Here is a 23,689-nt window from a genome sequence, read left to right on the forward strand (position 1 = left end):
CTACGCCTCGTCGGTCCGACGCAGTGAATCCAAGACCTGCGGGATGATCTGGTAGACGTTGCCGCAGCCGAGCGTGACGACGAAGTCGCCTTCACGCGCGACGGTGGCCGTGTAGTCGGCCGCCTGCTGCCAGTCCTCGACGTAGTGCACACGCGCGGGGTCGCGGAACGCTCCGCTCACCAGCTCACCGGTGACGCCGGGAACGGGGTCTTCCCGCGCACCGTAGACATCCAGCATCACGGTGTGATCTGCGAACTCCTCGAGCACGTCAGCGAATTCCTGATACATGTGCTGTGTACGGGAGTACGTGTGCGGCTGCTGGATCGCGATGATCCGCCCCGAGCCCGCGATGCTGCGCATCGCCTCGAGGGCGGCACGTACCTCGGTCGGGTGGTGCGAGTAGTCGTCGTACACGGTCACCCCGCGCTCGACACCGTGCTGCTCCAGACGGCGGACGGTGCCGGCGAATCCCTCGACGGCGCGCACCGCATCGGCGAGCGGGTAGCCGAGCGCGCGCAGAACGGTGACCGCACCTGCCGCGTTGATCGCGTTGTGCACCCCGGGGACGGCGAGCTGCATCCGGGCCTGCTCCCCCTCGTGCCTCAGCGTCGCAGAGACGGGGCCGGAGGTGACGATGTCGATGACCCGCACGTCGGCGTCCTCCGCCTGGCCGAACGTGAGCACGTTCGGGTGCGAGAGCCCTGCGCCGACGCGAAGCGCGCCGGCATCATCGCTGGAGATCACGACCGCCTCGGTCGCGGCGTCGGCGAACTGCACGAACGCCGCGTGGAAGGCCTCGTCCGATCCGTAGTGATCGAGATGATCGGGATCGACGTTGGTGATCAGCGCCACCGCGGTGTCGTAGAGCAGGAAGGTGCCGTCGGACTCGTCGGCCTCGACGACGAACAGGTCGCCCGTACCCGTCGCGCTCGACGCGCCGAGCTGCTCGATGACCCCGCCGTTGACGAAGTGCGGGTCGGCCCCGAGATCACGCAGTCCGGTGACGATCATGCCGGTCGAGGTCGTCTTGCCGTGCGCTCCGGCCACTGAGACGAGCCGCCGCGTCCCGATCAGCCAGTGCAGCGCCTGGGAGCGGTGGATGACGTGGAGCCCTCGCGCCTTCGCCGTCACGAACTCGGGGTTCTCCGGCCAGATCGCGCCGGTGTGCACGACCGTGTCGGCATCGCCGAGGTGCGCAGCGTCGTGCCCGACGTGCACTGTCGCTCCGGCTGCGGCCAGTGCGCGCAGGTTGTCACTGTCGGCGCGATCGCTGCCCGAGACGCGGATGCCGGCGTCGAGGAACATCTTCGCGAGTCCGCTCATGCCGGACCCGCCGATGCCGATGAAGTGCGCGGAGGTGATCGTCTCGGGAATGGGGAGGGAGAGGTCGGGTCTGATCATTTCCGCTTCAGTCTACTTTTCTTCGGTCTCGTCGGCCGGGTCAGGCCGCGACGAGCGCGCGGTCGATGAGCGTGATCACGTTCGCCGTGCCGCTGCGGGTTCCGGCCGTCTCGGCCGCCGCCGCCATGCGTGCGATCCGCTCCTTGTCTCCGAGCAGCGGGACGACGATGCGCCGCACGGCGTCGCCGTCGAACGTCGCGTCGTCGAGGAGCTCAGCGGCTCCCGCAGCGACCGCGGACGCGGCATTGAGCCGCTGCTCGCCGTTTCCCACCGAGTACGGCACGTAGAGCGCGGGGATCCCCAGCGCGCTGATCTCGCTCACGGTCGCCGCACCGGAACGGGAGACGATCAGGTCGGCCAGCGCGAAGGCGAGATCCATCCGGTCGACGTAGCGATGCAGAGAATATCCCACGACGCCGGGATCGGCGAGATCGCTGCGCTCCCCCGTCACGTGCAACAGCTGCCACCCGGCGTCGAGGATGTCGCGCCAGGAGTCCGCGAGCGCCTCGTTGAGCCGCTGTGCGCCCAGCGAGCCGCCGAAGACGAGAAGGACGGGTCGCTCGGCATCGAGCCCGAAGTACTCCGCCGCCTCCGCGCGCGATGCGGCGCGGTCGAGGGCGATCACCTCCTGACGAAGAGGCATGCCGACCACCTCGCCCCCGCGGAGCGGAGTGCCTTCGAATGCGACACCCACCGCGGCGGCCCTGCGTGCGCCCAGCACGTTCGCGAGGCCCGGCTTCGCATTGGCCTCGTGCACCACGAACGGCACACCCTCGCGGCGCGCCGCGACGTACGCCGGCGCGGAGGCGTAGCCGCCGAACCCGACGACGACGTCGATGCCGTGGCGGCGGATGTGGTCGCGCACCTGGGCGATCGCACGGCGGAAGCGTGCGGGGAACGCGAGAGCTTGCCGATTCGGCCGACGAGGGAAAGGCACCTTGTCGACGATGAGGAGCTCGTAGCCGCGCTCGGGCACGAGCCGGGACTCCAATCCCTCCGCCGTGCCGAGCACGAGGACGGACGCATCGGCATCCCGATCGCGAAGTCCGTCGGCGACGGCGAGCAGGGGGTTCACATGGCCGGCGGTGCCACCGCCGGCGAGGAGATACGAGGTCACCTGGCGACCCTACCCCGCTCAGCTGGCTGCTTCTCGGTGACGGGAATCGTGCGGGCGAAAGCGAGCAGCACCCCGCACGCGATGAGCACGGCGAGCAGTGCGGTACCCCCCTGCGACATGAACGGCAGCGGGACTCCCATCACCGGGAAGAGGCCGATGACCACGCCGATGTTCAGTACCGCCTGGCCGACGATCCACACCGTGATGCCGCCCGCAGCGACGCGGATGAAGGGATCGGGCGTCTTGCGGATGATATGGAAGGCCCCGACCGTGAAGAACGTGAACAGTGCGAGCACCACGATGCACCCGATCAGGCCCAGCTCTTCCCCGACGATCGCGAAGATGAAGTCGTTGCCCGCGGCGGGCAGCCAGCCGTACTTCTCCTGCGAGTTGCCGAGGCCGAGGCCGAAGATGCCGCCGGAAGCCATCCCCCAGATCCCGTGGATCGACTGATAGCAGTCCGTGTAGTACAGCGCCATGTTGTCGCACGTCGCCGTGATGCGCCGCATCCGGTCCGGGCTCGACAGGGCGTAGGCGAGCACGGCGGCCACGCCGAGCACCACCGGGATGATGAACAGACGCAGCTTGACGCCGGAGAAGAACAGGCAACCGAGGAGGATGAGCACGAGCACCATCGCGGTACCGAGGTCTTTTCCGGCGAGAACGGTGCCGATCGCGAGCGCGCCGACCGGGATCACCGGGATGAAGACGTGATGCCAGGTGCCGAGCATCGTGCGCTTGCGGAGCAGCACGGCGGCGATCCACAGGGCGAGCGTGAGCTTGAGGAATTCGGAGGGCTGCAGCGTGAAACCGGCGATCTTGATCCAGTTCCGGTTTCCGCCGTCGGCGATGCCCAACGGGGTGAAGACGAGCATCTGCAGCGCGACGGCGCCGAACAGCGCCGGCCACGCCATCTTCTTCAGGAACGCGATGGGCAGGCGGCTGATCAGGAACATCAGCGGGATGCCGAGGAGCGCGAACACGCCCTGGCGGAGAACGCCGTCCATCGGGTTCACGCCCTTGGCGACGGCGGTCGCGCTCGTGGCCGAGAGCACCATGACGAGACCGAACAGAGTGAGCAGCAGAGCGGTCGACGCGATGAGCAGGAACTCCGTCGACACCGGTGTGAACCGGCGCCCGAGAGAGACCCTGGCTGCGAGACCGCCCGACTCAGAGCGCGGAGGGCGGGATACCTGCGTCATCGGCACTCCCCCGATCGATCCAGTCCCGCACCGCCTCGGCGAAGCGATGGCCTCGATCCGCATAGCTGGAGAACTGGTCGAAGGATGCCGCCGCCGGGGCCAGCAGGACTGTGCCCTCGTCTTCGACGATCCCCGCGGCGATCTCCACGACACGGTTCATGACCTGTTCAGTCTCGCCAGCATCCACCTCGAACACCGGCACCCCGGGCGCGTGTCGCCGGAATGCCGTGACGACGGCGTCGCGCTCGACACCGATCACGACGGCTGCTCGTGCGGTCGTCCCGACGTCGGCGACGAGGTCGGCGATGTCGACGCCCTTCAGATCGCCCCCGACCACCCACACGGCTCCCGGGTAGGCGCGCAGCGACGAAGCTGCGGCATGCGGGTTGGTGGCCTTGGAGTCGTCGACCCACGTGATGCCGGCATGCCGGGCGATGACCTGGATGCGATGAGCATCGAGGTGGAACGACTGCAGTGCGGTGCGGATGGCTTCCGGTTCGACGCCGAGGGAGCGCGCGAGAGCGCTCGCGGCGAGGATGTTCTGCACGATATGAGGCGCGGCGAGTCCCGCGGCGTCGAGTTCGGCGACGGTCGTCAACTCGAGGGCGCTGCGTGCGCGATCGTCGAGGAACGCCCGATCGACGATCAGCCCCTCCACCACGCCGATGTCGCTGGGCCCGGGGATGCCGAGATCGAAGCCGATCGCCCGAGCACCTTCGACGACCTCCGCTTCCTCGACCATCCGCCGGGTGGCCTCGTCCGCCTTGTTGTAGACGCAGGCGACGCGGGTGTTCCGGTACACAACGGCCTTCGCGTCACGGTAGGCCTGCGCACTGCCGTGCCACACGAGGTGGTCGTCCGCGAGGTTGAGGCAGACCGCCGCGTACGGAGAGAGCTCGCCCTCGGGGCGGGACTGGCCGAGATACCAGAGCTGATGGCTGGAGAGCTCGACGACCAGCACATCGAAGCCGGACGGATCGCGCACCGCATCGAGGACGGGGACGCCGATGTTGCCGCACGGAGCAGCACGCAGACCGCCCTCGACGAGCAGCGTCGCCGTCAGCTGGGTCGTCGTCGTCTTCCCGTTCGTCCCCGTGATGAGTACCCAGTCCGCCGGCGTTCCGTCGGGGCGGACGACCTTGTCCCGCACCCGCCAGGCGAGTTCGACGTCTCCCCAGATGGCGATGCCGGATTCCTGCGCCCAGCGGATGAGCGGATGGGCCGGCGCGAACCCGGGCGACGCGATGAGGACGTCGGGGAGGAAGTCGACGAGCGTGGCCGGGATCTCGGCGAGCGAACCCAGTTCGAGACGGGCGCCGATGACCGGGAGCAGGCGTGCGTACTCCTCGTCGGCGGATTCGCTGAGCACCAGGACGTCGGCACCGAGTTCGGTGAGCGTGTCCGCGACGGAGAACCCGGTCACGGAGAGACCGAGCACGGCGACGCGCAGGCCGCTCCAGTCAGCGTTCCAGCTCGTGAGTCCTGCGAGCCGATCAGTCGACACGGGTGAGCCATTCCACGTAGAACAGCCCCACGGCCGAGACGGCCAGCAGTCCGGCGATGATCCACATGCGCACCACGATCGTGACCTCGGACCAGCCGCGCATCTCCAGATGGTGATGGAACGGACTCATCAGGAACAGCCGCTTGCCGCGCGTGAGCTTGAAGTACGCCCGCTGCAGGATCACCGAACCGGACGACAGCACGAAGACGCCCGCCATCACGAGAAGCAGGAGCTCGGTGCGGGTCAGGATCGCCATCGCCGTGATGACACCGCCGATCGCCATCGATCCCACGTCGCCCATGAAGACCTTCGCCTTGGGCGCGTTCCACCACAGGAAGCCGATGAGCGCGGCCGCGACCGATGCCGCGATGATGGCGAGGTTGAACGGATCGCGGACTTCGTAGCACCCGCCGAGGGCATCCGGGTCGCCACCGATGCACGGCTGCTTGAACTGCCAGAACGCGATCAGGCTGTAGGCGCCGACGACGATGACGCCCGCGCCCGCGGCGAGGCCGTCGAGACCGTCGGTCAGGTTCACGCTGTTCGAGGTGGCGACGCCGATGATCGAGATCCACGCCAGGTAGAGGATCCAACCGAGGACGACACCGAAGGCGAACAGGTTGAGCCAGGTGATGTCGCGGAACAACGAGATCGACGCGCTCGCGGGTGTCTGGCCCCACTTGTTCGGGAAGCTCAGCGCCACGATGCCGAACGGGATGATGACCAGCAGCTGGCCGATCACCTTGCGCCAGCCCGACAGCCCGAGGCTGCGCTGGCTGCGCACCTTCATGTAGTCGTCGATGAACCCGACGGCTCCGAATCCGACCATCAGCCAGATCACGAGGAGAGCGGAGAGCGCCGGCACCTCGCCGCTCACGAACACTCCGGTGAAGTAGCCGACGATCGAGCCGAGGATGAAGATGACACCCCCCATCGTGGGCGTCCCGCGCTTGGCTTCATGGCTCGGGTTGTGCACCGATTCCGGGGTGCGGATGACTTGCCCCCAGCCCCACTTCCGGAAGAGCCGGAGGAAGACGGGGGTCAGGAACAGGGTGAAGGCGAGCGAGATCGCCGCCGACATGATGAGTGACCTCACGAGAACAATTCTCCCAGACGATCGCCGAGATGCCGGAGGCCCACGGAATTGGATGACTTCACGAGCACACGGTCGCCGTCACGGAGTTCGGTGCGCAGGTACTCGAACGCCGCGTCCTGGTCGGGCAGATGCACGGCTTCGCTGTCCCAGGACCCCTCGCCGACGGCAGCGAGATAGAGGCGCCGCGCTTCGGGACCGACGACCACGATGCGCTGGATGTTGAGACGCACGGCGAGCAGCCCGATGCGGTCGTGCTCCTCACCCGCGCTCTCTCCGAGCTCGCTCATCGCGCCGAGCACCGCGACGGTGCGCTCCTCGGGGCCGGTGATCTGTGCGAGGGTGCGCAGGGCGGCCGCCATCGAGTCCGGGCTGGCGTTGTAGGCGTCGTTGATGATCCGCACCCGATCGCTGCCGAGGGGCTGCATACGCCACCGCTCGGCGATCTCCACGGTCTCCAGTCTGGCGACGGCGTCTGCAGGCGCGACACCGAGCACGGAGGCCGCGGCGATCGCCGCCAGCGCGTTGGACACGTGGTGCGCGCCGAGGACGCGCAGGCGAAGGGGAAGCCGCTCGTCGTCGACCTCGATGATGCAGGTGGTGCCGGCGGCGGACACCTCGATGTCCTGCGCGCGCACGTCGGCTGACGGTCCCTGCCCGAAGCCGACCACGCGCAGACCGCGGGAGTTCGCGAGCGCCTGCATGGCGGCGACCCGAGGGTCGTCGATGTTGAGGACGGCGGTGCCGGGCACGCGGGCGGCCTCGACGAGCTCCGCCTTCGCCTTGGCCGTGGCCTCGATACCGCCGAATCCGCCGGCGTGCGCCATGCCGACCATCAGCACGACGACGACGTCGGGCTCCACCAGTCCCGCGAGGTGGGCGATGCTGCCGGGGGCCGCGGCTCCGAACTCGCTCACGAGGAACCGGGTGGTCTCGGTCACGCGCAGCATGGTGACGGGAGCGCCGACCTCGTTGTTGAAGGACTTGACTGGGGCGACGGTCTCGCCCTCGTCCTCCAGGATGCGTGCGAGGAAGTTCTTGGTCGTCGTCTTGCCGTTCGATCCGGTGATGCCCACGATGCGGAGCCGCCCGCCGGCGCGCACCCTGGCGACGACCTCTCTGGCCAGGTCCGCGAGTGCGACGACCGCATCCGGCACGACGATCTGGCTGATGGCCACGTCGACCGGATGCTCCACGATCGCCAGCACGGCCCCGGACTGCGCCGCGGAACCCACGAATCGGTGTCCGTCGGTCTCGGCGCCGGGCTTGGCCACGAAGATCGATCCGGGGACCATCGTGCGGGAGTCGGTGTCGACCAGTCCGTCGACCACGGTCTCGGCCGTGTCTTCTCCGGCCACGCGCAGATCACCGCCGATTGCGGCGGTGATCTCAGCGAGCGTCAGGGCGATCATGTCATCTCCATGCGCGGCTCTCGCCGACTATCCGAACTTGGGAAGGAGCTCGTCCATCGGGACAGAGGACGGCATCACGCGATACGTTTTCATCACCTGCGTCATCGCCTTCTGGAAGGCGGATGCGGTGGCCGCGGACGATACAACCTTAGTCGGCTCGTCCAGGGTGACCACGACGACGTACTGCGGATCGTCGACCGGCGCGAAGCCCACCATGCTCGTGTAGTACACCCCCGCCTTGTAGCCGCCGTTGCCGTCCGAGACCTGCGCCGTACCGGTCTTGCTGGTCACGCGGTAGCCCGGAACCTGGATGCGCTCGGCGTTGCCGCCCTGCACGGCCACGTTCTCCAGCATCCGCGTGAGCTCGGCGGCCGTCTGCTCCTGGATGATCTGCTCGCGTCCCGGTTCGGCCGGCGTGGTGACGCTGCCGTCGGCGCCCGTGCACGACTCGACCAGCGAGAGATCGATCTTCTCGCCGCCGTTCGCGATCGCCTGATACGCCCCGGCCAGCTGTGCCGCGGTGACGGTGAAGTACTGCCCGAAGGTCGTCGTGTAGAGCGACTGGCTGTCCCAGTCGCTGACGGGGTGCAGGATGCCGCCGACCTCGGAGGGGAAGTCGAGCGTCTTCTCGCCGACGCCGAACCTCTCCAGATAGTCGTAGCGGACCTCGGGGCTCACCATCGTGCCGAACTTCGACAGCGCGACGTTCGAAGAGTCGATGAGTCCGCCAGCGAGGGTGTAGTTGTACGCGGGGTGGCTGAAGGCGTCGTTCACGACGGCGCCGTTCGGGAACTTCTCGCGGGAGGCCGCGCTGACGGTACTGAGCGGGGTCAGACCGGCGCCCTCGATGGCCGCAGCCGCGGTGATGGCCTTGAAGGTCGATCCGGGCTCGAAGTCGTGGTGGAAGATCTGGCTGGCCCTGGTCGCCGGGGTGGAGGCGTCGAGATCGTTGGGGTCCAGCGCCGGCCACTCGGCCGCCGCACGGATCTTCCCGGTGTTCACCTCCACGACGGTGACGGTGCCGCCTTTCGCGCCCTGCTTCTGCGCCTCTTCGGCGATCATCTGCTGCAGGTACCAGTTGAGGTCGCTGTTGAGCGTGAGCTGCACGGAACCGCCGTTCACGGCCTCGACCGTGCGTTCGCTCCCGGGGATCACGACCCCGTCCTTGCCGCGGCGGAAGGTCTGCTGGCCGTTGACCGGAGCAAGGCACGCGTCGTCCAACTGCTCCACGCCCGCCTGCGCTTCCCCCGAGTTGTCGAGGAAGCCGAGGATGTTGCCCGCCACCGCGCCGTTCGGGTACACCCGCGTCTCACGCGCGGGCATGCTCAGGTAGGAGGAGATGCCGAGTTCGCGGAGCTGGATGTACTGCTCCGTGTTGAGACCGCGCTTGAGTTCCACGTACTGGCTGTTGGAGTTCTCCGCAAGCGCGTTCGATACGAGCGCCCGCACCTCGTCACCGGTCTGTCCGGTGATGGCCGCGATCTTGTCGGAGGCTTCAGCCCACGGCAGCTTCGGTTCCTTCTCCTCGAGGAGCATGATCACCTGCGGGCTGAGCTGGGCGTCGTAGACGAGCACGCTCGAGGCGAGGACCGTGCCGTCGGCGTCGAGGATCGATCCGCGCTGACCGGCGATCGTGTTCCCTCCGCCGAGGTGCTCGAGCGACTCGGAGACGTGCTCGTCGGCGCTCACCACCTGGATGTCGACGAGCCGCACCACGAAGGCGGCCAGCACGGACAGGATGACGGCGAGGGCGACGACGGTGCGTCGCCGCGGTCCGCGGGTGGCTCGTGTCGTCATGGGATCTCTCCGTCAGTCGTGGGTGTCAGTGCGTGGTGGGGCTGGGGAGTCCGTCGGTGATGGCCGGCGGCAGGTCCTGCGTGGTCTGCTCCGTGACCGCGCCGTCCGTCTCCGCCGGCGGAGGCGGGGGCTCGGTGATCAGCGAGTTGCTCACCGCGCCGACGCCGTCCGGGTTCACGGTCGAGGTCCAGTCGGCACCGGCGCCGGTACCGAAGACGGCTCCGTCGCTGAGGCGCAGATACGACGGCGAGCCCGCGACGACCATTCCGAGTCCGGCGGCGCTGCTCGCGAGCACCTGTGGCGAGCTCAGACCGGTGAGCTCTTCCTGGAGCGCGTGGGTCTGGAGATTCAGTTCGCGCTGCTGCGACGAGAGGCTCGCGAGCGTGAACGAGTCCTGGGTGATCGCGAGGGACAGGGCGATCTGCGCGGCCCCGATCGCGAGGGCGCCGCCGAGCGCCGCGAGAGCGTAGGCGAGCTTGGGCTTGCGGCGGACGGCAGGACGCGTGACAGGCTGCAGCTTGCGCTGCGGCTTCTTGTCGGGGGCGACCGGCTGTACCGGCTTGCGGACGACGGCGTTGAGACTCATGCGCTCTCCCGGACCTTCTCAGCGGCGCGCAGTCGCACCGGGATCGCCCGCGGGTTGCGCGCGCGTTCTTCGTCATCGGCCAGTTCCGCACCCTTCGTCAGGATGCGGAATCGGGGGGCGTGCTCGGGGAGCTCGACCGGGAGCCCGGCCGGGGCGGTCGACGCGGATGCCGCGGCGAACGCCTGCTTCACGAGACGGTCCTCGAGCGACTGGTACGACATCACCACGATGCGTCCGCCGACGCCGAGGGCATCCATCGCCGACGGGATCGCGTCCGCGAGCACGTTGAGCTCGGTGTTCACCTCGATGCGCAGCGCCTGGAACACGCGCTTGGCAGGGTGCCCTGCCCGCTGCGCGGCGGCGGGTGTCGCCGCGATGAGGATCTCGACGAGCTCACCGGAACGCGTGATCGGCTGCTTCTGCCGCGCCTCGATGATGAAGCGCGCGTAGCGACCGGCGAGCTTCTCCTCGCCGTAGCGTTCGAAGATGCGACGGAGGTTTCCCTCGTTGTAGGTGGCGATCACATCCGCTGCCGTGATGCCTTTGGTCTGATCCATCCGCATGTCGAGCGGAGCATCTTTGGAGTACGCGAACCCGCGCTCCGCCTCATCCAGCTGCAGGGAGGAGACCCCGAGGTCGAAGAGGATACCGGCGGCGCCCTGTGCATGCAGGCCGATCTCGTCATACACGGTGTGCACGAGAGTGACGCGGTCCCGGAAGCGGGCGAGCCGCTCCCCTGCGATGCGCAGGGCATCCGTGTCCCGGTCGAGTCCGACGAGGCGGATGTTCGGGAAGCGCGTGAGCAGAGCCTCGGAGTGGCCGCCCATGCCGAGAGTGGCATCGACGAGCACCGCTCCGTCCGCCTGGAGGGCGGGAGCGAGCAGTTCGACGCAGCGGTCGAGCAGGACGGGGGTGTGTATGTCTCGGAGGTTCATGATCTTTCTCGGGGTGACCTTCGGCTCTGATCCCCCTCCGCTTCTCGACCCGGCACCGGGGAAGTGTGTCGGGGCGGGAGCGGCGGGGCATCACAGCCGTGGTCAGAAGAGTCCCGGAATCACCTCCTGCTCGAGGTCTGAGTAGGTCTCCTCACCGGCGGCGAGGTAGGCGTTCCAGCTCTCGGCATCCCAGATCTCGGCATGGGCGCCGACTCCGGTGACGATGAGTTCCTTCTGCAGCCCGGCGTATTGACGCAGGTGCGCGGGGATGGTGATGCGGTTCTGGCTGTCGGGCATCTCCGCACTCGCACCGGAGAGGAACAGTCGCATGAAGTCACGCGCCTGCTTGTTGGCGAGCGGCGCCTGACGGATCCGCTCGTGCATCGACTCGAACTCGGCCGTGCTGAACACGTAGAGGCAGCGCTCCTGGCCTCGGGTGACGACGATGCCGCCGCCGAGGTCTTCGCGGAACTTCGCAGGAAGGATGACCCGTCCTTTGTCGTCCAGCTTCGGTGAGTGCGTACCCAGCAACATCGGCCATCACCCCCTCTGTGTCCGGCCAACTTCGAGGTGTACCCCACTTTACTCCACTTTCCTCCACATACCTACGATCAATCACGGTGAATCGCGCTTGACGGTCAGATGGCGCGCAAAAATACCGCGGAATTCCGCGGTGGAGAAAGGTGGAGGGAAAGTGGAGGACGCAGGGCGCCGGAGCGCCGTCGAGCGTCAGCCGCTAATGAGAAGAGCCCGGATGCTCAGCATCCGGGCTCTTCGTGAAGTGCGGTGAGGAAGGTCAGTGACCGTCCTGGCGGCGATCCCATCGATCGTTCATACGATCCATGAACGACGCGGAATCCTGCCGCTTGGCCGTCGAGTGCTCGCGCGGCTCGGCCGGGCTCGATCGTCGCACCGGGGTGACGGCGACCATGACGCCGGCGAGCATCGCGGCGAAGCCGACGACGCCGACGACGATGCCCCATACGCCGCCGAGGATGACCCCGGCGACGAGACCGCCGACACCGGCGAGCAGGAGGAGCGCGCCGTAGACCAGATTGCGGTAGCTCAAAGCGCGGTCGCCTGACGGCGCGGTCACGACGTCGGCATCATTGTGAAGGAGATGGCGTTCCATCTCGTCGAGCAGACGCTGCTCCTGTTCGGAGAGTGGCATTTCGTCCCCCTCGGGTATCGTGCCTTCCATTCTACGCTCGCCGAGGCGCTGGGGGCTAGCAGTTCGACGTCCCCTTGCTTTACGTATGCTGGGAGTCGTGCCGTCCCCCTCCCCCGTCCCCGACGCCGTCGCCGCACACCTCGAGCGATTCCTCGCGCGGATGCGCGATGAATCCACCGAGTACGGCCCGGATGCCGCGGCCTTCCTCGATGCCGCTGTCGGCATGCTCGATGGCGGGAAGCGCCTCCGCGCCCGGTTCTGCCATGCCGGCTGGCGAGCCGTCGCCCGGTTCGACGATCGCGATGCGACGGAGACGGATCCCCTGTGGGACGTCTGCACGGCACTCGAGATCTTCCAGTCGGCCGCGCTCGTCCACGACGATCTGATCGACAACTCCGACACGCGCCGTGGCCGTCCTGCCGCCCATCGTGCGCTCGAGGCGTCCCACCGCGAAGCCGGCTGGTCGGGAGATGCCGATGCCTTCGGCCGAGCCGCCGCGATCCTTCTCGGTGATCTTCTCGTCGCGTGGAGCGATGACCTGCTCGAGTCCGCGCTGGACGGGCAGCCGCACGCACGCGTCGTACGCGCGGAGTACGCCAAGATGCGGCGGGATGTGACCACCGGCCAGTTCCTCGACATCGCCGAAGAATCGGCATGGAGCGTCAACGACGGGCATCTCCATGCGGAGCGGGCGCTGCGCGTGGCCTCACTCAAATCCGCGAGGTACAGCATCGAGCAGCCCTTGGTCCTCGGCGCGGCCCTGGGCGGAGCGGACGAGGATCAGATATCGGCACTGCGACGTTTCGGACATCCGATCGGCATGGCCTTCCAGCTGCGCGACGACGTGCTCGGAGTGTTCGGCGACGCATCGGTCACGGGCAAGCCGACCGGGGACGACCTGCGCGAGGGCAAGCGCACGGTTCTCGTCGCTCTCACCAGAGAAAGCCTGGACCCCTCCGCCAGAAACCTCCTGGACGAGATGCTCGGCGACCCCGAGCTGACGCCTCAGCAGGTGTCGTTCCTGCAGGCCACCATCACCGGCTCCGGTGCCCTGGATCGCGTGGAGACGATGATCGCCGATTACGCACGGGAAGCGGACCGCGCGCTGTCGGGCGCACGGCTCGACAACGCGGCCGTCGGCGAGCTGCGCGAACTCGGACGCGCGGCCACCGTGCGATCAGCCTGACGGGACGCGCTCAGGCGAGCGTGCGCGCGAGCCTGCGGACCGCGCTCTTGTGCCCGGCGAGCAGCGCATCGATCGGCGACCGTCCGAGGGTCTCCTCCTCGGACAGGAGCCAATCGATCAGCTCGTCGTCGGAGAACCCGGCGTCCTGGAGGACGATGATCGTCCCGCGCAGCGAACTCAGCGGGTGCCCGTCGACGATGAACACCGCAGGCACCGCGAAGACGCCGTCGCGGCGGGATCCGACGAGGTAGTGATCGTCGATCAGACGACGGACGCGGCCGAGGGGCACATCGAGCGCCTCGACCAGGTCGGGCATCGTCAGCCACTCGGCAGCAGCAGCGGCAGGGGTTCCAGCAACGTTCTCAGACACGTTGCCCACTATCTCACCTCCGCGTGTGCGACGCATGTCGGCGCTCCAGTCACAACTTTCACTTCTGTCACTCCTGTTGACTTCTGTTTACATCCGTGTCAGCGTGAAAAACTCGAAAAGGGGGCATGCCTTGACACTCAAGACCGCCACGCGTCGAACGCGAAACCTGCAACTCGGAGTGCCCGCAGTCGTGCTCGGCGCCCTCGCCGCCACACTCTCCTCCGCTCCCGCCGCCGCATCCTCGACGGACATGAAGCCGATCGAACGCCAGCGGACCGCCCCCGTCCGCGTGGTCCCCGCAGAAGCCGCTCCCCCGAGTCATGTGGTCCAGCCGGGCGACACCGTCGCGGGAGTCGCCGCCCGATTCGGTCTGCGCACCGTCGACGTCCTGACCTGGAACGGCCTCTCCTGGCGCTCGGTGATCTATCCGGGGCAGACTCTCACGCTTCAGGCGCCCGCTGCCGCGCCCGCCGCCGCACCGGCTGCCGTCGCCGCTCCTCCTGCCGCGCCGTCCTCGGCGACGCACGCGGTCGTCGCCGGCGACACCGTGTTCGCCATCGCCCGGAAGTACGGAACCACGGTCGATGCCGTGCTGTCCGCGAACGGCCTCACACGCGCCTCGGTGATCTTCCCCGGACAGAACCTGGCCATCGCCGGATCCGCGCCGTCAGCGCCCGCCCCGGTCGCAGCGGCGCCCACCGCCACGGCCACGCCGTCCGCCTCCGCATCCCATACCGTGGTGGCAGGCGACACGCTCTTCGGCATCGCGCAGAAGTACGGCACGACGACGCAGACGCTCTTCGCGTTGAACGGGCTGAGCGCGTCGTCGATCATCTACCCCGGTCAGACGCTCGCCGTGCACGGTGCACCGGCTCCGGCACCCGCAGCCACGCCGGAATCGACGGGTGGACAGCTGACCGCGATGCTCACGACGGAGCAGGCCGGCAACGCTGCCCTCATCATCCGTATCGGTCGTGAACTCGGCGTCTCCGATCGCGCGATCGCCCTCGCCCTCGCGACCGGCATGGTCGAGTCGGGACTGCGCAACCTCGACGGGGGTGACCGCGATTCGCTCGGCATCTTCCAGCAGCGTCCGAGCACGGGATGGGGAACGCCTGCCCAGATCATGGACGCGGACCGGAGCACGCGCGTGTTCTACGGGGGTCAGAACGACCCGAACGGGCAGACCACGCGCGGGCTGCTCGACATCTCCGGATGGGAGAGCATGCCCTTCACCGCCGCCGCGCAGACGGTACAGATCTCGGCGTATCCGGACAGGTACGGACAGTGGGAGACGCAAGCTTATGCCTGGCTCGCGCTCTACAGCTGACGACATCCGGAAAAACCCGAAGGCTCGAGAGGTGAGCCGCTCCCCTGTCTTTCAGGCAGTTCTCCATAGAATTCTGACGTGACGACCAATCAGCAGGCCGACCCCCTCATCGGGCGGCTTGTCGACGGCCGATACCGGGTACGCGCGCGGATCGCCCGCGGCGGGATGGCCACGGTCTACGTCGCCACCGACCTCCGCCTCGAACGACGCATCGCCCTCAAGGTGATGCACGCGCATCTCAGCGACGACTCCGCCTTCCAGAGCCGCTTCATCCAGGAGGCCAGGGCTGCGGCCCGCCTCGCGGATCCGCACGTGGTCAATGTCTTCGACCAGGGGCAGGACGGCGAACTCGCCTACCTCGTGATGGAGTATCTCCCCGGCATCACGTTGCGCGAGCTGCTCCGCGAGCAGAAGCGGCTGACGATCCCGCAGACGATCACCATCATGGATGCGATCCTGGCCGGCCTCTCGGCCGCGCACCGTGCCGGCATCGTGCATCGCGACGTGAAGCCGGAGAACGTGCTCCTCGCCGAGGACGGGCGCATCAAGATCGGCGACTTCGGCCTGGCCAGAGCGACGACCGCGAACACGGCGACCGGGCAGCAGCTGCTCGGGACGATCGCCTACCTCGCGCCCGAACTCGTCACCCGCGGCACTGCCGATGCCCGGAGCGACATCTACGCACTCGGCATCATGCTGTACGAGATGCTGGTCGGCGAGCAGCCCTACAAGGGCGAACAGCCCATGCAGATCGCCTTCCAGCACGCCACGGAGTCGGTGCCGCGTCCGAGTGTGCGCAACCCCGCCGTCCCGGAGCAGCTCGACGAGCTCGTGCTCTGGGCCACCGAGAAGTCGCCCGACGAACGCCCGGACGACGCGCAGCAGATGCTCGAGCGCCTGCGCGAGATCGAGCGCGACCTCGGCATCACCCCGACTGCGGCCAGAGCCACGGCCCCGCAGCACAGCCACGGAGACTCCGGAGACCTCACCAAGGTGATGCCGGGCACCATGGTCATCGCCGATCCCACCGCGCCGGTGCCGACGGCCATCGACAACGCGACACTGCTGCGCCGACGCGCCTCCAAGCGGCGCGCCCGCGGCGCCTTCCTCCTCACGCTCGTCCTGCTGCTCGCCGTGCTGGCGGGCGGCGTGGGATGGTGGTTCGGCTCCGGTCCCGGCTCGCTCATCGCCGTGCCCTCCGTCGCGGGAGGCACATACGACGAGGCCGCCGCAGCCCTGACCGACGCCGGCTTCGTGCCGGCGCAGGAGGACGAGTTCTCGATCGACATCCCGGCGGGGACCGTGATCGAGACCGATCCGGAGGAGGGGGCGCGCCTCGACAAGGGCGCCCCCGTCACGGTGATCGTCTCCGCCGGTCCCGCCAGCCACACGCTCGATGCCCTGAACGGGCGCACGGAGCAGGACGCCCGCGACTATCTCTCGAGCCTCAACGTCAACGTCGCGGACGATTCCCTCCGACTCTTCTCCGACGCCGACAGCGGCATCGTCATCAACGCCTACGTCACCCCGAGATCCGGCGGCGAGACCTACATCTGCGGTGACGGCTGCGAGGTCTTCGAGGATGATTCCGTCGAGCTGTACGTCTCGGTGGGCGCCTTCCCCGACGTCTCGGGGATGACGGTCGACGAGGCGAACGCCGCCCTCACGGAGAAGGAGCTCGTCCCCTCGAACGAGCCGCAGTACACCTTCAGCGAGAACGTCGCGAAGGACGTGGTCATCGGCGTCGTCGACCGCGCGGAGGAAGGCAACTGGCGTCCTGGCGACACCGTGCAGCTGATCGTCTCGAAGGGACCGGAGCTCTTCCCCGTTCCCGATGTCTCCGGCAAGACTCTGAACGATGCCAAGAAGATCCTCGCCGACAAGGGCTTCAAGTCGACCTACGCCGCCTGGGGCGACCTCCCGGGCTTCGCGGAGATGGCCAAGGTGACGGGACAGGATCCCGGAGCGGACAAGTCGCTCCCGCGCGGCGGCACCGTCAACCTCTCGATCCAGCTGAGCGGCTGAGCGGCTGAGCGGCTGAGCGGCGTTCCAGCTGAGCGGCTCAGCTGGCTGCCCGGCCGCGTTCGCACGGACGACGGAAGAGCCGCCCTCCCGGTGAATCCCGGAGGGCGGCTCTTCCGTCTCGATGGAGGGGCGTCAGCGCTTCTCGAGCTCCTCGGCCACCAGGAACGCGAGTTCCAACGACTGCATGTGATTCAGGCGAGGGTCGCACAGGCTCTCGTAGCGCGTCGCCAGCGCCGCCTCGTCGATCTGCTCGGAGCCGCCGAGGCACTCGGTGACATCGTCACCGGTGAGCTCGACGTGGATGCCGCCGGGGAACGTGCCGACCGCCCGATGCGCCTCGAAAAAGCCGCGCACCTCGTCGACGACATCGTCGAAGCGACGTGTCTTGTATCCGGTCGGGGTCGTGATGCCGTTGCCGTGCATCGGATCCGTGACCCACAGCGGCTGCGCGCCCGAGTCGCGGACCGCTTCCAGCAGCGGCGGGAGTGCATCGCGGATCTTGCCGGCACCCATCCGGGTGATGAAGGTGAGCCGCCCGGGCTCGCGCTCGGGGTCGAGCTTGTCGATCAGGGCGAGCGCCGTCTCGGGCGTGGTCGTCGGCCCCAGCTTCACACCGATGGGGTTGCGGATCTTGGAGAAGTAGTCGACGTGCGCGCCATCGAGCTCGCGCGTGCGCTCCCCGACCCAGAGGAAGTGCGCGGACGTGTTGTACGGGGTGTCCGTGCGCGAGTCGATGCGCGTCATCGGCCGTTCGTAGTCCATGAGCAGACCCTCATGACCGGTGAAGAACTCGACGCGCTTGAGCTCGTCGAAATCGGCGCCGGCAGCCTCCATGAACTTGATGGCGCGGTCGATCTCGGCAGCCATGCGCTCGTAACGCTGGTTGGCGGGGTTCTGCGCGAAGCCCTTGTTCCACGAGTGCACCTCGCGGAGATCGGCGAACCCGCCCTGAGTGAAAGCGCGGATCAGGTTCAGCGTCGACGCCGCCGTGTGGTAGCCCTGGAGCAGGCGGCCGGGGTCGGCGGTCCGCGAGCCCTCGGTGAAGTCGTAGCCGTTCACGATGTCCCCGCGGTAGGCGGGCAGGGTGACGTCGCCCCGCGTCTCGGTGTCGCTCGAGCGCGGCTTCGCGAACTGACCGGCCATGCGCCCCATCTTGACGATGGGCATCGATGCGCCGTAGGTCAGCACGACCGCCATCTGCAGCACGGTCTTGATCCGGTTGCGGATCTGCTCCGCTGTCGCGCCGGCGAACGTCTCGGCGCAGTCGCCCCCCTGAAGGAGGAAAGCCTGGCCGGACGCCGCGCGAGCGAGACGATCGCGGAGGTTGTCGACCTCACCCGCGAAGACCAGCGGCGGGAGGGCGGCGATCTGCCGGGAGACGTCGGCGACGCGGTCCGCGTCAGGCCACTGCGGCTGCTGCTTGATGGGAAGCGAGCGCCATGCATCAAGGGCTTCGATGTGGTGCGGGAGCATGCGTTCCAGCCTAGTGGTCGCCGGTACCGCCGAGATCCGTGCGAAGGCTATGTGACGCGGGCAGGGATGCGGTCCTTGACCGTCGACGCGTAGACGTCCTCGTACTTCTGCTCGCCCAGTCGCTGCAGCGCGACCATGATCTCGTCGGTGACCGAGCGCAGGATGTAGCGATCGTTCTCCATCCCGGCATAGCGGGAGAAGTCCAGCGGTTCCCCGATCACGATCCCGACGCGCACGATCCGGGGCAACCGTCGGCCGATCGGCATCGCCGTGTCGGTGTCGACCATGATCACCGGCACCACCGGGACCTTCGCCTCCAACGCCATCCTCGCGATGCCCGTCCGACCTCGGTAGAGCTTGCCGTCGGGACTCCGCGTGCCTTCGGGGTAGATCCCGAGCAGGTCGCCGCCGCCGAGCACCTGGAGACCGGTGTTCAGGGACGCCTCGGAAGCCTTGCCTCCCGACCGGTCGATCGGGATCTGTCCCGTCGCCTTCATGAAGAACTTCGTCGCCCAGCCCTTGAGGCCGCGACCGGTGAAGTAGTCGCTCTTCGCGAGGAAGGACATCGATCGGTCGATCACCAGCGGCAGGAAGATGGAGTCGGCGAACGACAGATGGTTGCTCGCGAGGATCGCCGCACCGTTCGCAGGCACGTTCTTCCGCCCCACGATCCAGGGGCGGAAGACCGCCTTGACCACGGGGCCGATCACCACGTACTTCATCAGCCAGTAGAACATCGTGGTGAAGTCTAGCGCCGCGCCCGGCATCCACCGGAGTCATCTTCTCGCGCTCCCCGCACCCGCGACCCAGTTTCACCTCGGACGCGACTCGGTTCCATGCCCTAGACTCGAATCCAAGTCCGTGCCCGACCGGTACCGAAGGAGCTGCCGTGGTCCAGTTTGAAGTCCCTGCGATCGTCCCCGCCGACCCCGACGCGAACGTCGCCGACCTCCTGGTGAAGCGCGTCGAGGCCACCCCGGATCGTGCGCTGTTCTCCGTCCCCGAGGGAGACGGCTGGCGCGACATCTCCGCCGCCGACTTCCAGACGGCCGTCGTCGCTCTGGCGAAGGGCTTCGCCGCCGCGGGCATCCAGCCCGGCGAGAAGGTCGGCTTCCTCGCACGCACGACGTACGAATGGACACTCGTCGACTTCGCACTCTTCTACGCCGGTGCGGTGATGGTGCCGATCTACGAGACCAGCTCCCCCTCCCAGATCCAGTGGATCCTCGAGGACTCCGGGGCGATCGCCCTCATCGTGGAATCGCCGGAGCACTTCGCGCGCGTCGACGAGGTCCGCGGGGACCTGCCGCTGATCCGAGAGGTGTGGCAGCTGCACCTGGGCGCGATCGACACGCTCTCCACCCAGGGCGCTTCGGTGACGGACGCCGAGATCGAGCGCCGCCGCAGCCTCGCCATCGGCTCCGACATCGCCACCCTCATCTACACATCCGGCTCCACGGGGCGCCCGAAGGGATGCGTGCTCACGCACAGCAACTTCGTCGAGCTGTCCCGCAACTCGGCCAAGGCGCTGGATGAGGTCGTCCAGACCCCCGGGGCCTCCACCCTCCTCTTCATCACGACCGCGCACGTGTTCGCCCGGTTCATCTCGATCCTCGACATCCACGCGGGAGTGCGCACCGGGCATCAGCCCGACACGCGCCAGCTCCTCCCGGCGCTCGGCTCTTTCAAGCCCACCTTCCTCCTCGCGGTCCCCCGCGTGTTCGAGAAGGTCTACAACTCGGCGGAGCAGAAGGCCGAAGCAGGCGGGAAGGGCAAGATCTTCCGCGCGGCGGCCGACGTCGCCTTCGAGCACTCCAAGCTGCTCGAAGCGGGCCAGAAGATCCCCTTCGGGATGAAGCTCAAGTTCGCCCTGTTCAACAAGCTGGTGTACAGCAAGCTCCGCGAGGCGATGGGCGGCAACGTCGTGTACGCCGTCTCCGGTTCCGCACCTCTCGGCTCGCGCCTCGGCCACTTCTTCCACAGCCTCGGCGTGGTCATCCTCGAGGGCTACGGCCTGACCGAGACGACGGCTCCGGCCACCGTGAACCTGGCGGACAAGTCCAAGATCGGCACGGTCGGCCCCGCACTCCCAGGCGTCGGCGTCCGCCTCGCCGACGACGGTGAGATCGAGGTCCGTGGCATCAACGTCTTCAAGGAGTACTGGAACAACCCGGAGGCGACGGCCGAGGCGTTCAGCGAAGGCGGCTGGTTCCACACCGGCGACATCGGCAGCTTCGACTCCGAGGGCTTCCTCACGATCACCGGGCGCAAGAAGGAGATCATCGTCACGGCCGGCGGCAAGAACGTCGCTCCCGCCGCGCTCGAGGACCCGATCCGCGCCAACCCGATCATCGGCCAGGTCGTCGTCGTGGGCGACCAGCGGCCGTTCATCTCCGCACTCGTCACCCTCGACCCGGAGATGCTCCCGACATGGCTCGCGAACAACGGGCTCGAGGCCACGATGTCTCTCGAGGACGCGTCGAAGAACGACGCCGTGCGCGCCGAGGTGCAGCGAGCCGTGGATGCCGCGAACGCGCGAGTCTCGCGCGCCGAGTCGATCCGGAAGTTCACGATCCTCGACTCCGAGTGGACGGAGGCCTCCGGCCACCTGACGCCGAAGCTCTCGATCAAGCGCAACATCATCATGAACGATTTCGCCGATGAGATCGCCGCGATCTACGACGAGCCCGTCGCGACGACGAACGTCCCCATCGGAGGCTGACACTCCGACATACGAAGAAGGGCCCCGCTTGAGCGGGGCCCTTCTTCGTATGCAGAACCGGTTCGCGGCGTCAGAACCAGGCGCTCTCGCGGACCTCGCGCATGGCCGTCTTGCGGGTCTCCGGATCCAGCCTCGTCAGGAAGAGCTTGCCGTCGAGGTGGTCGGTCTCGTGCTGCAGAGCCTGGGCGAGCAGCCCCTCACCCTCGAGCACGACCGCGTTGCCGTCGAGGTCGATGCCTTCGACACGTGCCCACGGGTGGCGCTGTGCGTCGTGCCACAGGCCGGGGACGGAGAGGCAACCCTCCCCTGTCGGGACCGGCTCACCGCGGACCTCTGTGAGGACGGGGTTGAGCACATAGCCGATGTCGCCGTCGATGTTGTAGCTGAAGGCTCGCAGCGCGACGCCGATCTGCGGTGCGGCGACTCCCGCACGTCCCGGGAGCTCTACGGTGTCGATCAGGTCGGCGACCAGGGCACGTACTCCGTCGTCGATCTCCTGGATGGGATCGCACACCGTCCGCAGAACGGGGTCGCCGAAGATGCGGATCTCGCGGACCGCCATCAGGCGGCCCTGGCCCGCAGGCCCTCGACCAGCAGCGCCGCCAGTTCACGCGCGGCGATGCGGGTCTCCGGGAGGAGATTGGCGAACACGATCGTTCCTCCACCGGCGATCTGGGGGTCGTAGGGGACGCGGACGACGCTGCGCGCCCTCGTGGCGAAATGCGACTGCAGCTCGTTCAGACGCACGAGCGGTGTGCCCGGCGTCGACTGGTTGAGGACGACGATCGCCTCGCGCGCCTGTTCCGCGTAGCCGTTCGTCTCGAGCCAGGTGAGCGTCTCGGAAGCCAACCGGGCCTCGTCGACGCTGAGGCCGGAGACGATCACGATCTGATCCGCGAGGTCGAGGGTCGCCGACATCACGGAGTGCACGATCCCGGTTCCCGTGTCGGTCAGGACCAGCGAGTAGTAATGCGCGGCGACCCCGGCGACGTCGCGGTAGTCGCTGTCGCTGAAGGCCTCGGCGATGCGCGGGTCCGCGTCGGAGGCGAGGACGTCGAGGCGGGTCGCGTCACGCGCCACGATGGCGGAGATGTCGTGATAGCCCTTGACGTCGTCGTGGATGCGGACGAGATCGCGCACCGACTTGCTGTGGTGCGGCCGGACGATGCGCTCGGCGAGCGTGCCGCGATCCGGATTGGCGTCGACGGCGATCACCCGGTCCTCGCGGGCATCGGCGAGTGCCATGCCGAGCAGCGCGGTGATCGTGGTCTTGCCGACGCCGCCCTTGCGGGAGAGGACGGGGACGAAGCGCGCGCCACCGGCGAGCGGCGCCGCGATGCGTGCCGAAAGAGCCTTGCGCTCGCGCGCACGACGACCGTCGCCGATGTTGATCCGTCGTCCGGACACGGCATAAAGGAAGTGGCTCCAGGCCCCCTCGGGTTCCGGCTTCGCGACGCGGTGCGGGTCGAGCAGCCGATCGGCGGTCAGCAGGTCGGCGGACTCGCGCGAGGACTCGCTCAGATCGTCCAGGCGCTTCGAGGTGAGCGTCACGTCCGTACGGGCTGCCGCCCGGGCCGGCTGCGGCACGACGGACCTCTCTTCGGGTGTGGACACGGTAGTGGTCTCCTTCTCGACGGAGGTCCGCCCGGCGGATGCCGGGGCGGGGGGCGCCGTCTCGATCTCGGAATGAGCTTTGGCGAGGAACCGGGCCGCGGCGGCCTGCTCCGCTGCCCGCTCCTGCGCAGCGTCACGCGCCTCGTCGGCCGTCTCGGGCGCCGTCTCGGGCGCCGTCTCCTCGACGGCATCGACGACGGGTTCCGCGACGACAGGTTCCACGAAGACAGGTTCCACGAAGACAGGTTCCACGACGGCGGGTTCCACGACGACGGCATCGACGACGTCGTCGTCGCGGACGGATGCGAGCGCTGTCACATCGATCACGATCGGCTCGGCCATCGGGTTCTCCTCGATCACGCCGGTCACCGCGGGCGGCTCCACGATCGTCCTCGGAGCCGGGGTCGCGTCGTCGAGCGCGGGCTTCGCCGACTTCTTCGCCGAGACGGGGCGCGGAACAGGAGCCGCTTTCGGGCGCGACTTCGACGGCGACGCCGGCTTCGACTCCGCAGCGAGGGGCGGGTCGACGACGAGATCGCCGATGACCTCGCCCTCCACGACTCCGTCATCGGCGAGGTCATCGTCCTCGTCTCTGGGCAGGGTCACGCTGACCTGGGCGGTTCCGCCGAGGATACCGATGCCTGCCGTGTCCAGGGACGCGGCTTCGTCGAGCACCCCCAACGGGTTCTCCTCGGGGCCAGTGGTGTTCTTCGGTGTCACGATGTCGCTCCAAGCCTGCGCGAGCCTCGGG

The 23,689-nt window shown here is 68.2% G+C and carries 20 protein-coding genes; 4 read left to right on the plus strand and 16 right to left on the minus strand.

The window, feature by feature from the left end; all coding sequences use genetic code 11:
• From murC to CQ042_RS17170, 11 genes are all read right to left on the minus strand, one after another.
• Complete coding sequence (gene murC, locus CQ042_RS17120) at positions 1 to 1,401, minus strand: UDP-N-acetylmuramate--L-alanine ligase (protein WP_105671659.1); 1,401 nt, start codon at positions 1,399 to 1,401, stop codon at positions 1 to 3.
• Positions 1,402 to 1,441: 40 nt separating this feature from the next.
• The gene (locus CQ042_RS17125; RefSeq protein ID WP_105671660.1) at positions 1,442 to 2,518 is read right to left on the minus strand and encodes a glycosyltransferase; all 1,077 of its coding nucleotides are present in this window, start codon (positions 2,516 to 2,518) and stop codon (positions 1,442 to 1,444) included.
• Positions 2,515 to 3,720: a putative lipid II flippase FtsW gene (gene ftsW / locus CQ042_RS17130; RefSeq protein ID WP_105671692.1), complete on the minus strand. Its 1,206-nt coding sequence runs from the start codon at positions 3,718 to 3,720 to the stop codon at positions 2,515 to 2,517. Before ftsW ends, CQ042_RS17125 begins: the two co-directional genes overlap by 4 nt.
• A complete protein-coding gene (gene murD / locus CQ042_RS17135; RefSeq protein ID WP_105671661.1) occupies positions 3,689 to 5,224 on the minus strand; it encodes a UDP-N-acetylmuramoyl-L-alanine--D-glutamate ligase in 1,536 nt (511 codons plus the stop codon). The genes ftsW and murD overlap by 32 nt, the downstream gene beginning before the upstream one ends.
• Positions 5,214 to 6,320, minus strand: a complete 1,107-nt coding sequence (gene mraY, locus CQ042_RS17140; RefSeq protein WP_105671662.1) for a phospho-N-acetylmuramoyl-pentapeptide-transferase — start codon at positions 6,318 to 6,320, stop codon at positions 5,214 to 5,216. The genes murD and mraY overlap by 11 nt, the downstream gene beginning before the upstream one ends.
• Complete coding sequence (gene murF / locus CQ042_RS17145) at positions 6,317 to 7,729, minus strand: UDP-N-acetylmuramoyl-tripeptide--D-alanyl-D-alanine ligase (protein ID WP_105671663.1); 1,413 nt, start codon at positions 7,727 to 7,729, stop codon at positions 6,317 to 6,319. The genes mraY and murF overlap by 4 nt, the downstream gene beginning before the upstream one ends.
• A 27-nt stretch (positions 7,730 to 7,756) precedes the next feature.
• Positions 7,757 to 9,526 (minus strand): penicillin-binding protein 2, encoded by a 1,770-nt coding sequence (locus CQ042_RS17150; protein ID WP_105671664.1) that lies wholly within the window; start codon positions 9,524 to 9,526, stop codon positions 7,757 to 7,759.
• Positions 9,527 to 9,551: 25 nt separating this feature from the next.
• On the minus strand, positions 9,552 to 10,112 hold the full coding sequence (locus CQ042_RS17155; protein WP_105671665.1) for a hypothetical protein: 561 nt from the start codon (positions 10,110 to 10,112) through the stop codon (positions 9,552 to 9,554).
• Positions 10,109 to 11,047, minus strand: a complete 939-nt coding sequence (gene rsmH, locus CQ042_RS17160) for a 16S rRNA (cytosine(1402)-N(4))-methyltransferase RsmH (RefSeq protein ID WP_105671666.1) — start codon at positions 11,045 to 11,047, stop codon at positions 10,109 to 10,111. Before rsmH ends, CQ042_RS17155 begins: the two co-directional genes overlap by 4 nt.
• 102 nt (positions 11,048 to 11,149) lie before the next feature.
• Complete coding sequence (gene mraZ, locus CQ042_RS17165) at positions 11,150 to 11,581, minus strand: division/cell wall cluster transcriptional repressor MraZ (protein ID WP_105671667.1); 432 nt, start codon at positions 11,579 to 11,581, stop codon at positions 11,150 to 11,152.
• 262 nt (positions 11,582 to 11,843) lie between these two features.
• Complete coding sequence (locus CQ042_RS17170) at positions 11,844 to 12,218, minus strand: DUF3040 domain-containing protein (RefSeq protein ID WP_105671668.1); 375 nt, start codon at positions 12,216 to 12,218, stop codon at positions 11,844 to 11,846.
• 97 nt (positions 12,219 to 12,315) lie between these two features.
• Here CQ042_RS17170 and CQ042_RS17175 point away from each other — a divergent pair, with 97 nt between their 5' ends.
• On the plus strand, positions 12,316 to 13,404 hold the full coding sequence (locus tag CQ042_RS17175; protein ID WP_374954476.1) for a polyprenyl synthetase family protein: 1,089 nt from the start codon (positions 12,316 to 12,318) through the stop codon (positions 13,402 to 13,404).
• 10 nt (positions 13,405 to 13,414) lie between these two features.
• Here CQ042_RS17175 and CQ042_RS17180 read toward each other — a convergent pair whose 3' ends face one another.
• Positions 13,415 to 13,783: an Rv2175c family DNA-binding protein gene (locus CQ042_RS17180; RefSeq protein WP_374954477.1), complete on the minus strand. Its 369-nt coding sequence runs from the start codon at positions 13,781 to 13,783 to the stop codon at positions 13,415 to 13,417.
• Between the two features lie 121 nt (positions 13,784 to 13,904).
• Between CQ042_RS17180 and CQ042_RS17185 the strand changes: the two genes are divergently transcribed.
• Positions 13,905 to 15,104: a LysM peptidoglycan-binding domain-containing protein gene (locus CQ042_RS17185; RefSeq protein ID WP_258132301.1), complete on the plus strand. Its 1,200-nt coding sequence runs from the start codon at positions 13,905 to 13,907 to the stop codon at positions 15,102 to 15,104.
• Positions 15,105 to 15,182: 78 nt separating this feature from the next.
• Entirely contained in the window at positions 15,183 to 17,129 is a 1,947-nt protein-coding gene (pknB, locus tag CQ042_RS17190; RefSeq protein WP_105671672.1) for a Stk1 family PASTA domain-containing Ser/Thr kinase, read from the plus strand.
• A 132-nt stretch (positions 17,130 to 17,261) separates the two neighbouring features.
• On the opposite strand, the gene CQ042_RS17195 is transcribed toward pknB, so the two are convergent.
• A complete protein-coding gene (locus tag CQ042_RS17195) occupies positions 17,262 to 18,602 on the minus strand; it encodes a class II 3-deoxy-7-phosphoheptulonate synthase (RefSeq protein WP_105671673.1) in 1,341 nt (446 codons plus the stop codon).
• A gap of 47 nt (positions 18,603 to 18,649) precedes the next feature.
• Entirely contained in the window at positions 18,650 to 19,339 is a 690-nt protein-coding gene (locus CQ042_RS17200) for a 1-acyl-sn-glycerol-3-phosphate acyltransferase (RefSeq protein WP_105671674.1), read from the minus strand.
• A gap of 152 nt (positions 19,340 to 19,491) precedes the next feature.
• Here CQ042_RS17200 and CQ042_RS17205 point away from each other — a divergent pair, with 152 nt between their 5' ends.
• The gene (locus CQ042_RS17205) at positions 19,492 to 21,324 is read left to right on the plus strand and encodes a long-chain fatty acid--CoA ligase (RefSeq protein ID WP_105671675.1); all 1,833 of its coding nucleotides are present in this window, start codon (positions 19,492 to 19,494) and stop codon (positions 21,322 to 21,324) included.
• Between the two features lie 70 nt (positions 21,325 to 21,394).
• Here the strand turns inward: CQ042_RS17205 and def are convergent, their stop codons facing one another.
• Both def and CQ042_RS17215 read right to left on the minus strand, forming a co-directional pair.
• Entirely contained in the window at positions 21,395 to 21,886 is a 492-nt protein-coding gene (gene def, locus CQ042_RS17210) for a peptide deformylase (protein ID WP_105671676.1), read from the minus strand.
• The gene (locus CQ042_RS17215) at positions 21,886 to 23,658 is read right to left on the minus strand and encodes a MinD/ParA family protein (RefSeq protein ID WP_105671677.1); all 1,773 of its coding nucleotides are present in this window, start codon (positions 23,656 to 23,658) and stop codon (positions 21,886 to 21,888) included. The genes def and CQ042_RS17215 overlap by 1 nt, the downstream gene beginning before the upstream one ends.
• Positions 23,659 to 23,689 lie beyond the last annotated feature (31 nt).

Origin of the sequence: Microbacterium sp. MYb62 (genome assembly GCF_002979475.1) — a bacterium.
Taxonomy (GTDB): Bacteria; Actinomycetota; Actinomycetes; order Actinomycetales; family Microbacteriaceae; genus Microbacterium.

Bases quoted from the DNA above. Each gene is read 5' to 3' on its own strand.
- murC (WP_105671659.1), bottom strand. From the start codon at position 1,401: ATGATCAGACCCGACCTCTCCCTCCCCATTCCCGAGACGATCACCTCC.
- ftsW (WP_105671692.1), bottom strand. From the start codon at position 3,720: ATGACGCAGGTATCCCGCCCTCCGCGCTCTGAGTCGGGCGGTCTCGCA.
- murF (WP_105671663.1), bottom strand. From the start codon at position 7,729: ATGATCGCCCTGACGCTCGCTGAGATCACCGCCGCAATCGGCGGTGAT.
- CQ042_RS17150 (WP_105671664.1), bottom strand. From the start codon at position 9,526: ATGACGACACGAGCCACCCGCGGACCGCGGCGACGCACCGTCGTCGCC.
- CQ042_RS17155 (WP_105671665.1), bottom strand. From the start codon at position 10,112: ATGAGTCTCAACGCCGTCGTCCGCAAGCCGGTACAGCCGGTCGCCCCC.
- rsmH (WP_105671666.1), bottom strand. From the start codon at position 11,047: ATGAACCTCCGAGACATACACACCCCCGTCCTGCTCGACCGCTGCGTC.
- mraZ (WP_105671667.1), bottom strand. From the start codon at position 11,581: ATGTTGCTGGGTACGCACTCACCGAAGCTGGACGACAAAGGACGGGTC.
- CQ042_RS17170 (WP_105671668.1), bottom strand. From the start codon at position 12,218: ATGCCACTCTCCGAACAGGAGCAGCGTCTGCTCGACGAGATGGAACGC.
- CQ042_RS17195 (WP_105671673.1), bottom strand. From the start codon at position 18,602: ATGCTCCCGCACCACATCGAAGCCCTTGATGCATGGCGCTCGCTTCCC.
- CQ042_RS17200 (WP_105671674.1), bottom strand. From the start codon at position 19,339: ATGTTCTACTGGCTGATGAAGTACGTGGTGATCGGCCCCGTGGTCAAG.
- def (WP_105671676.1), bottom strand. From the start codon at position 21,886: ATGGCGGTCCGCGAGATCCGCATCTTCGGCGACCCCGTTCTGCGGACG.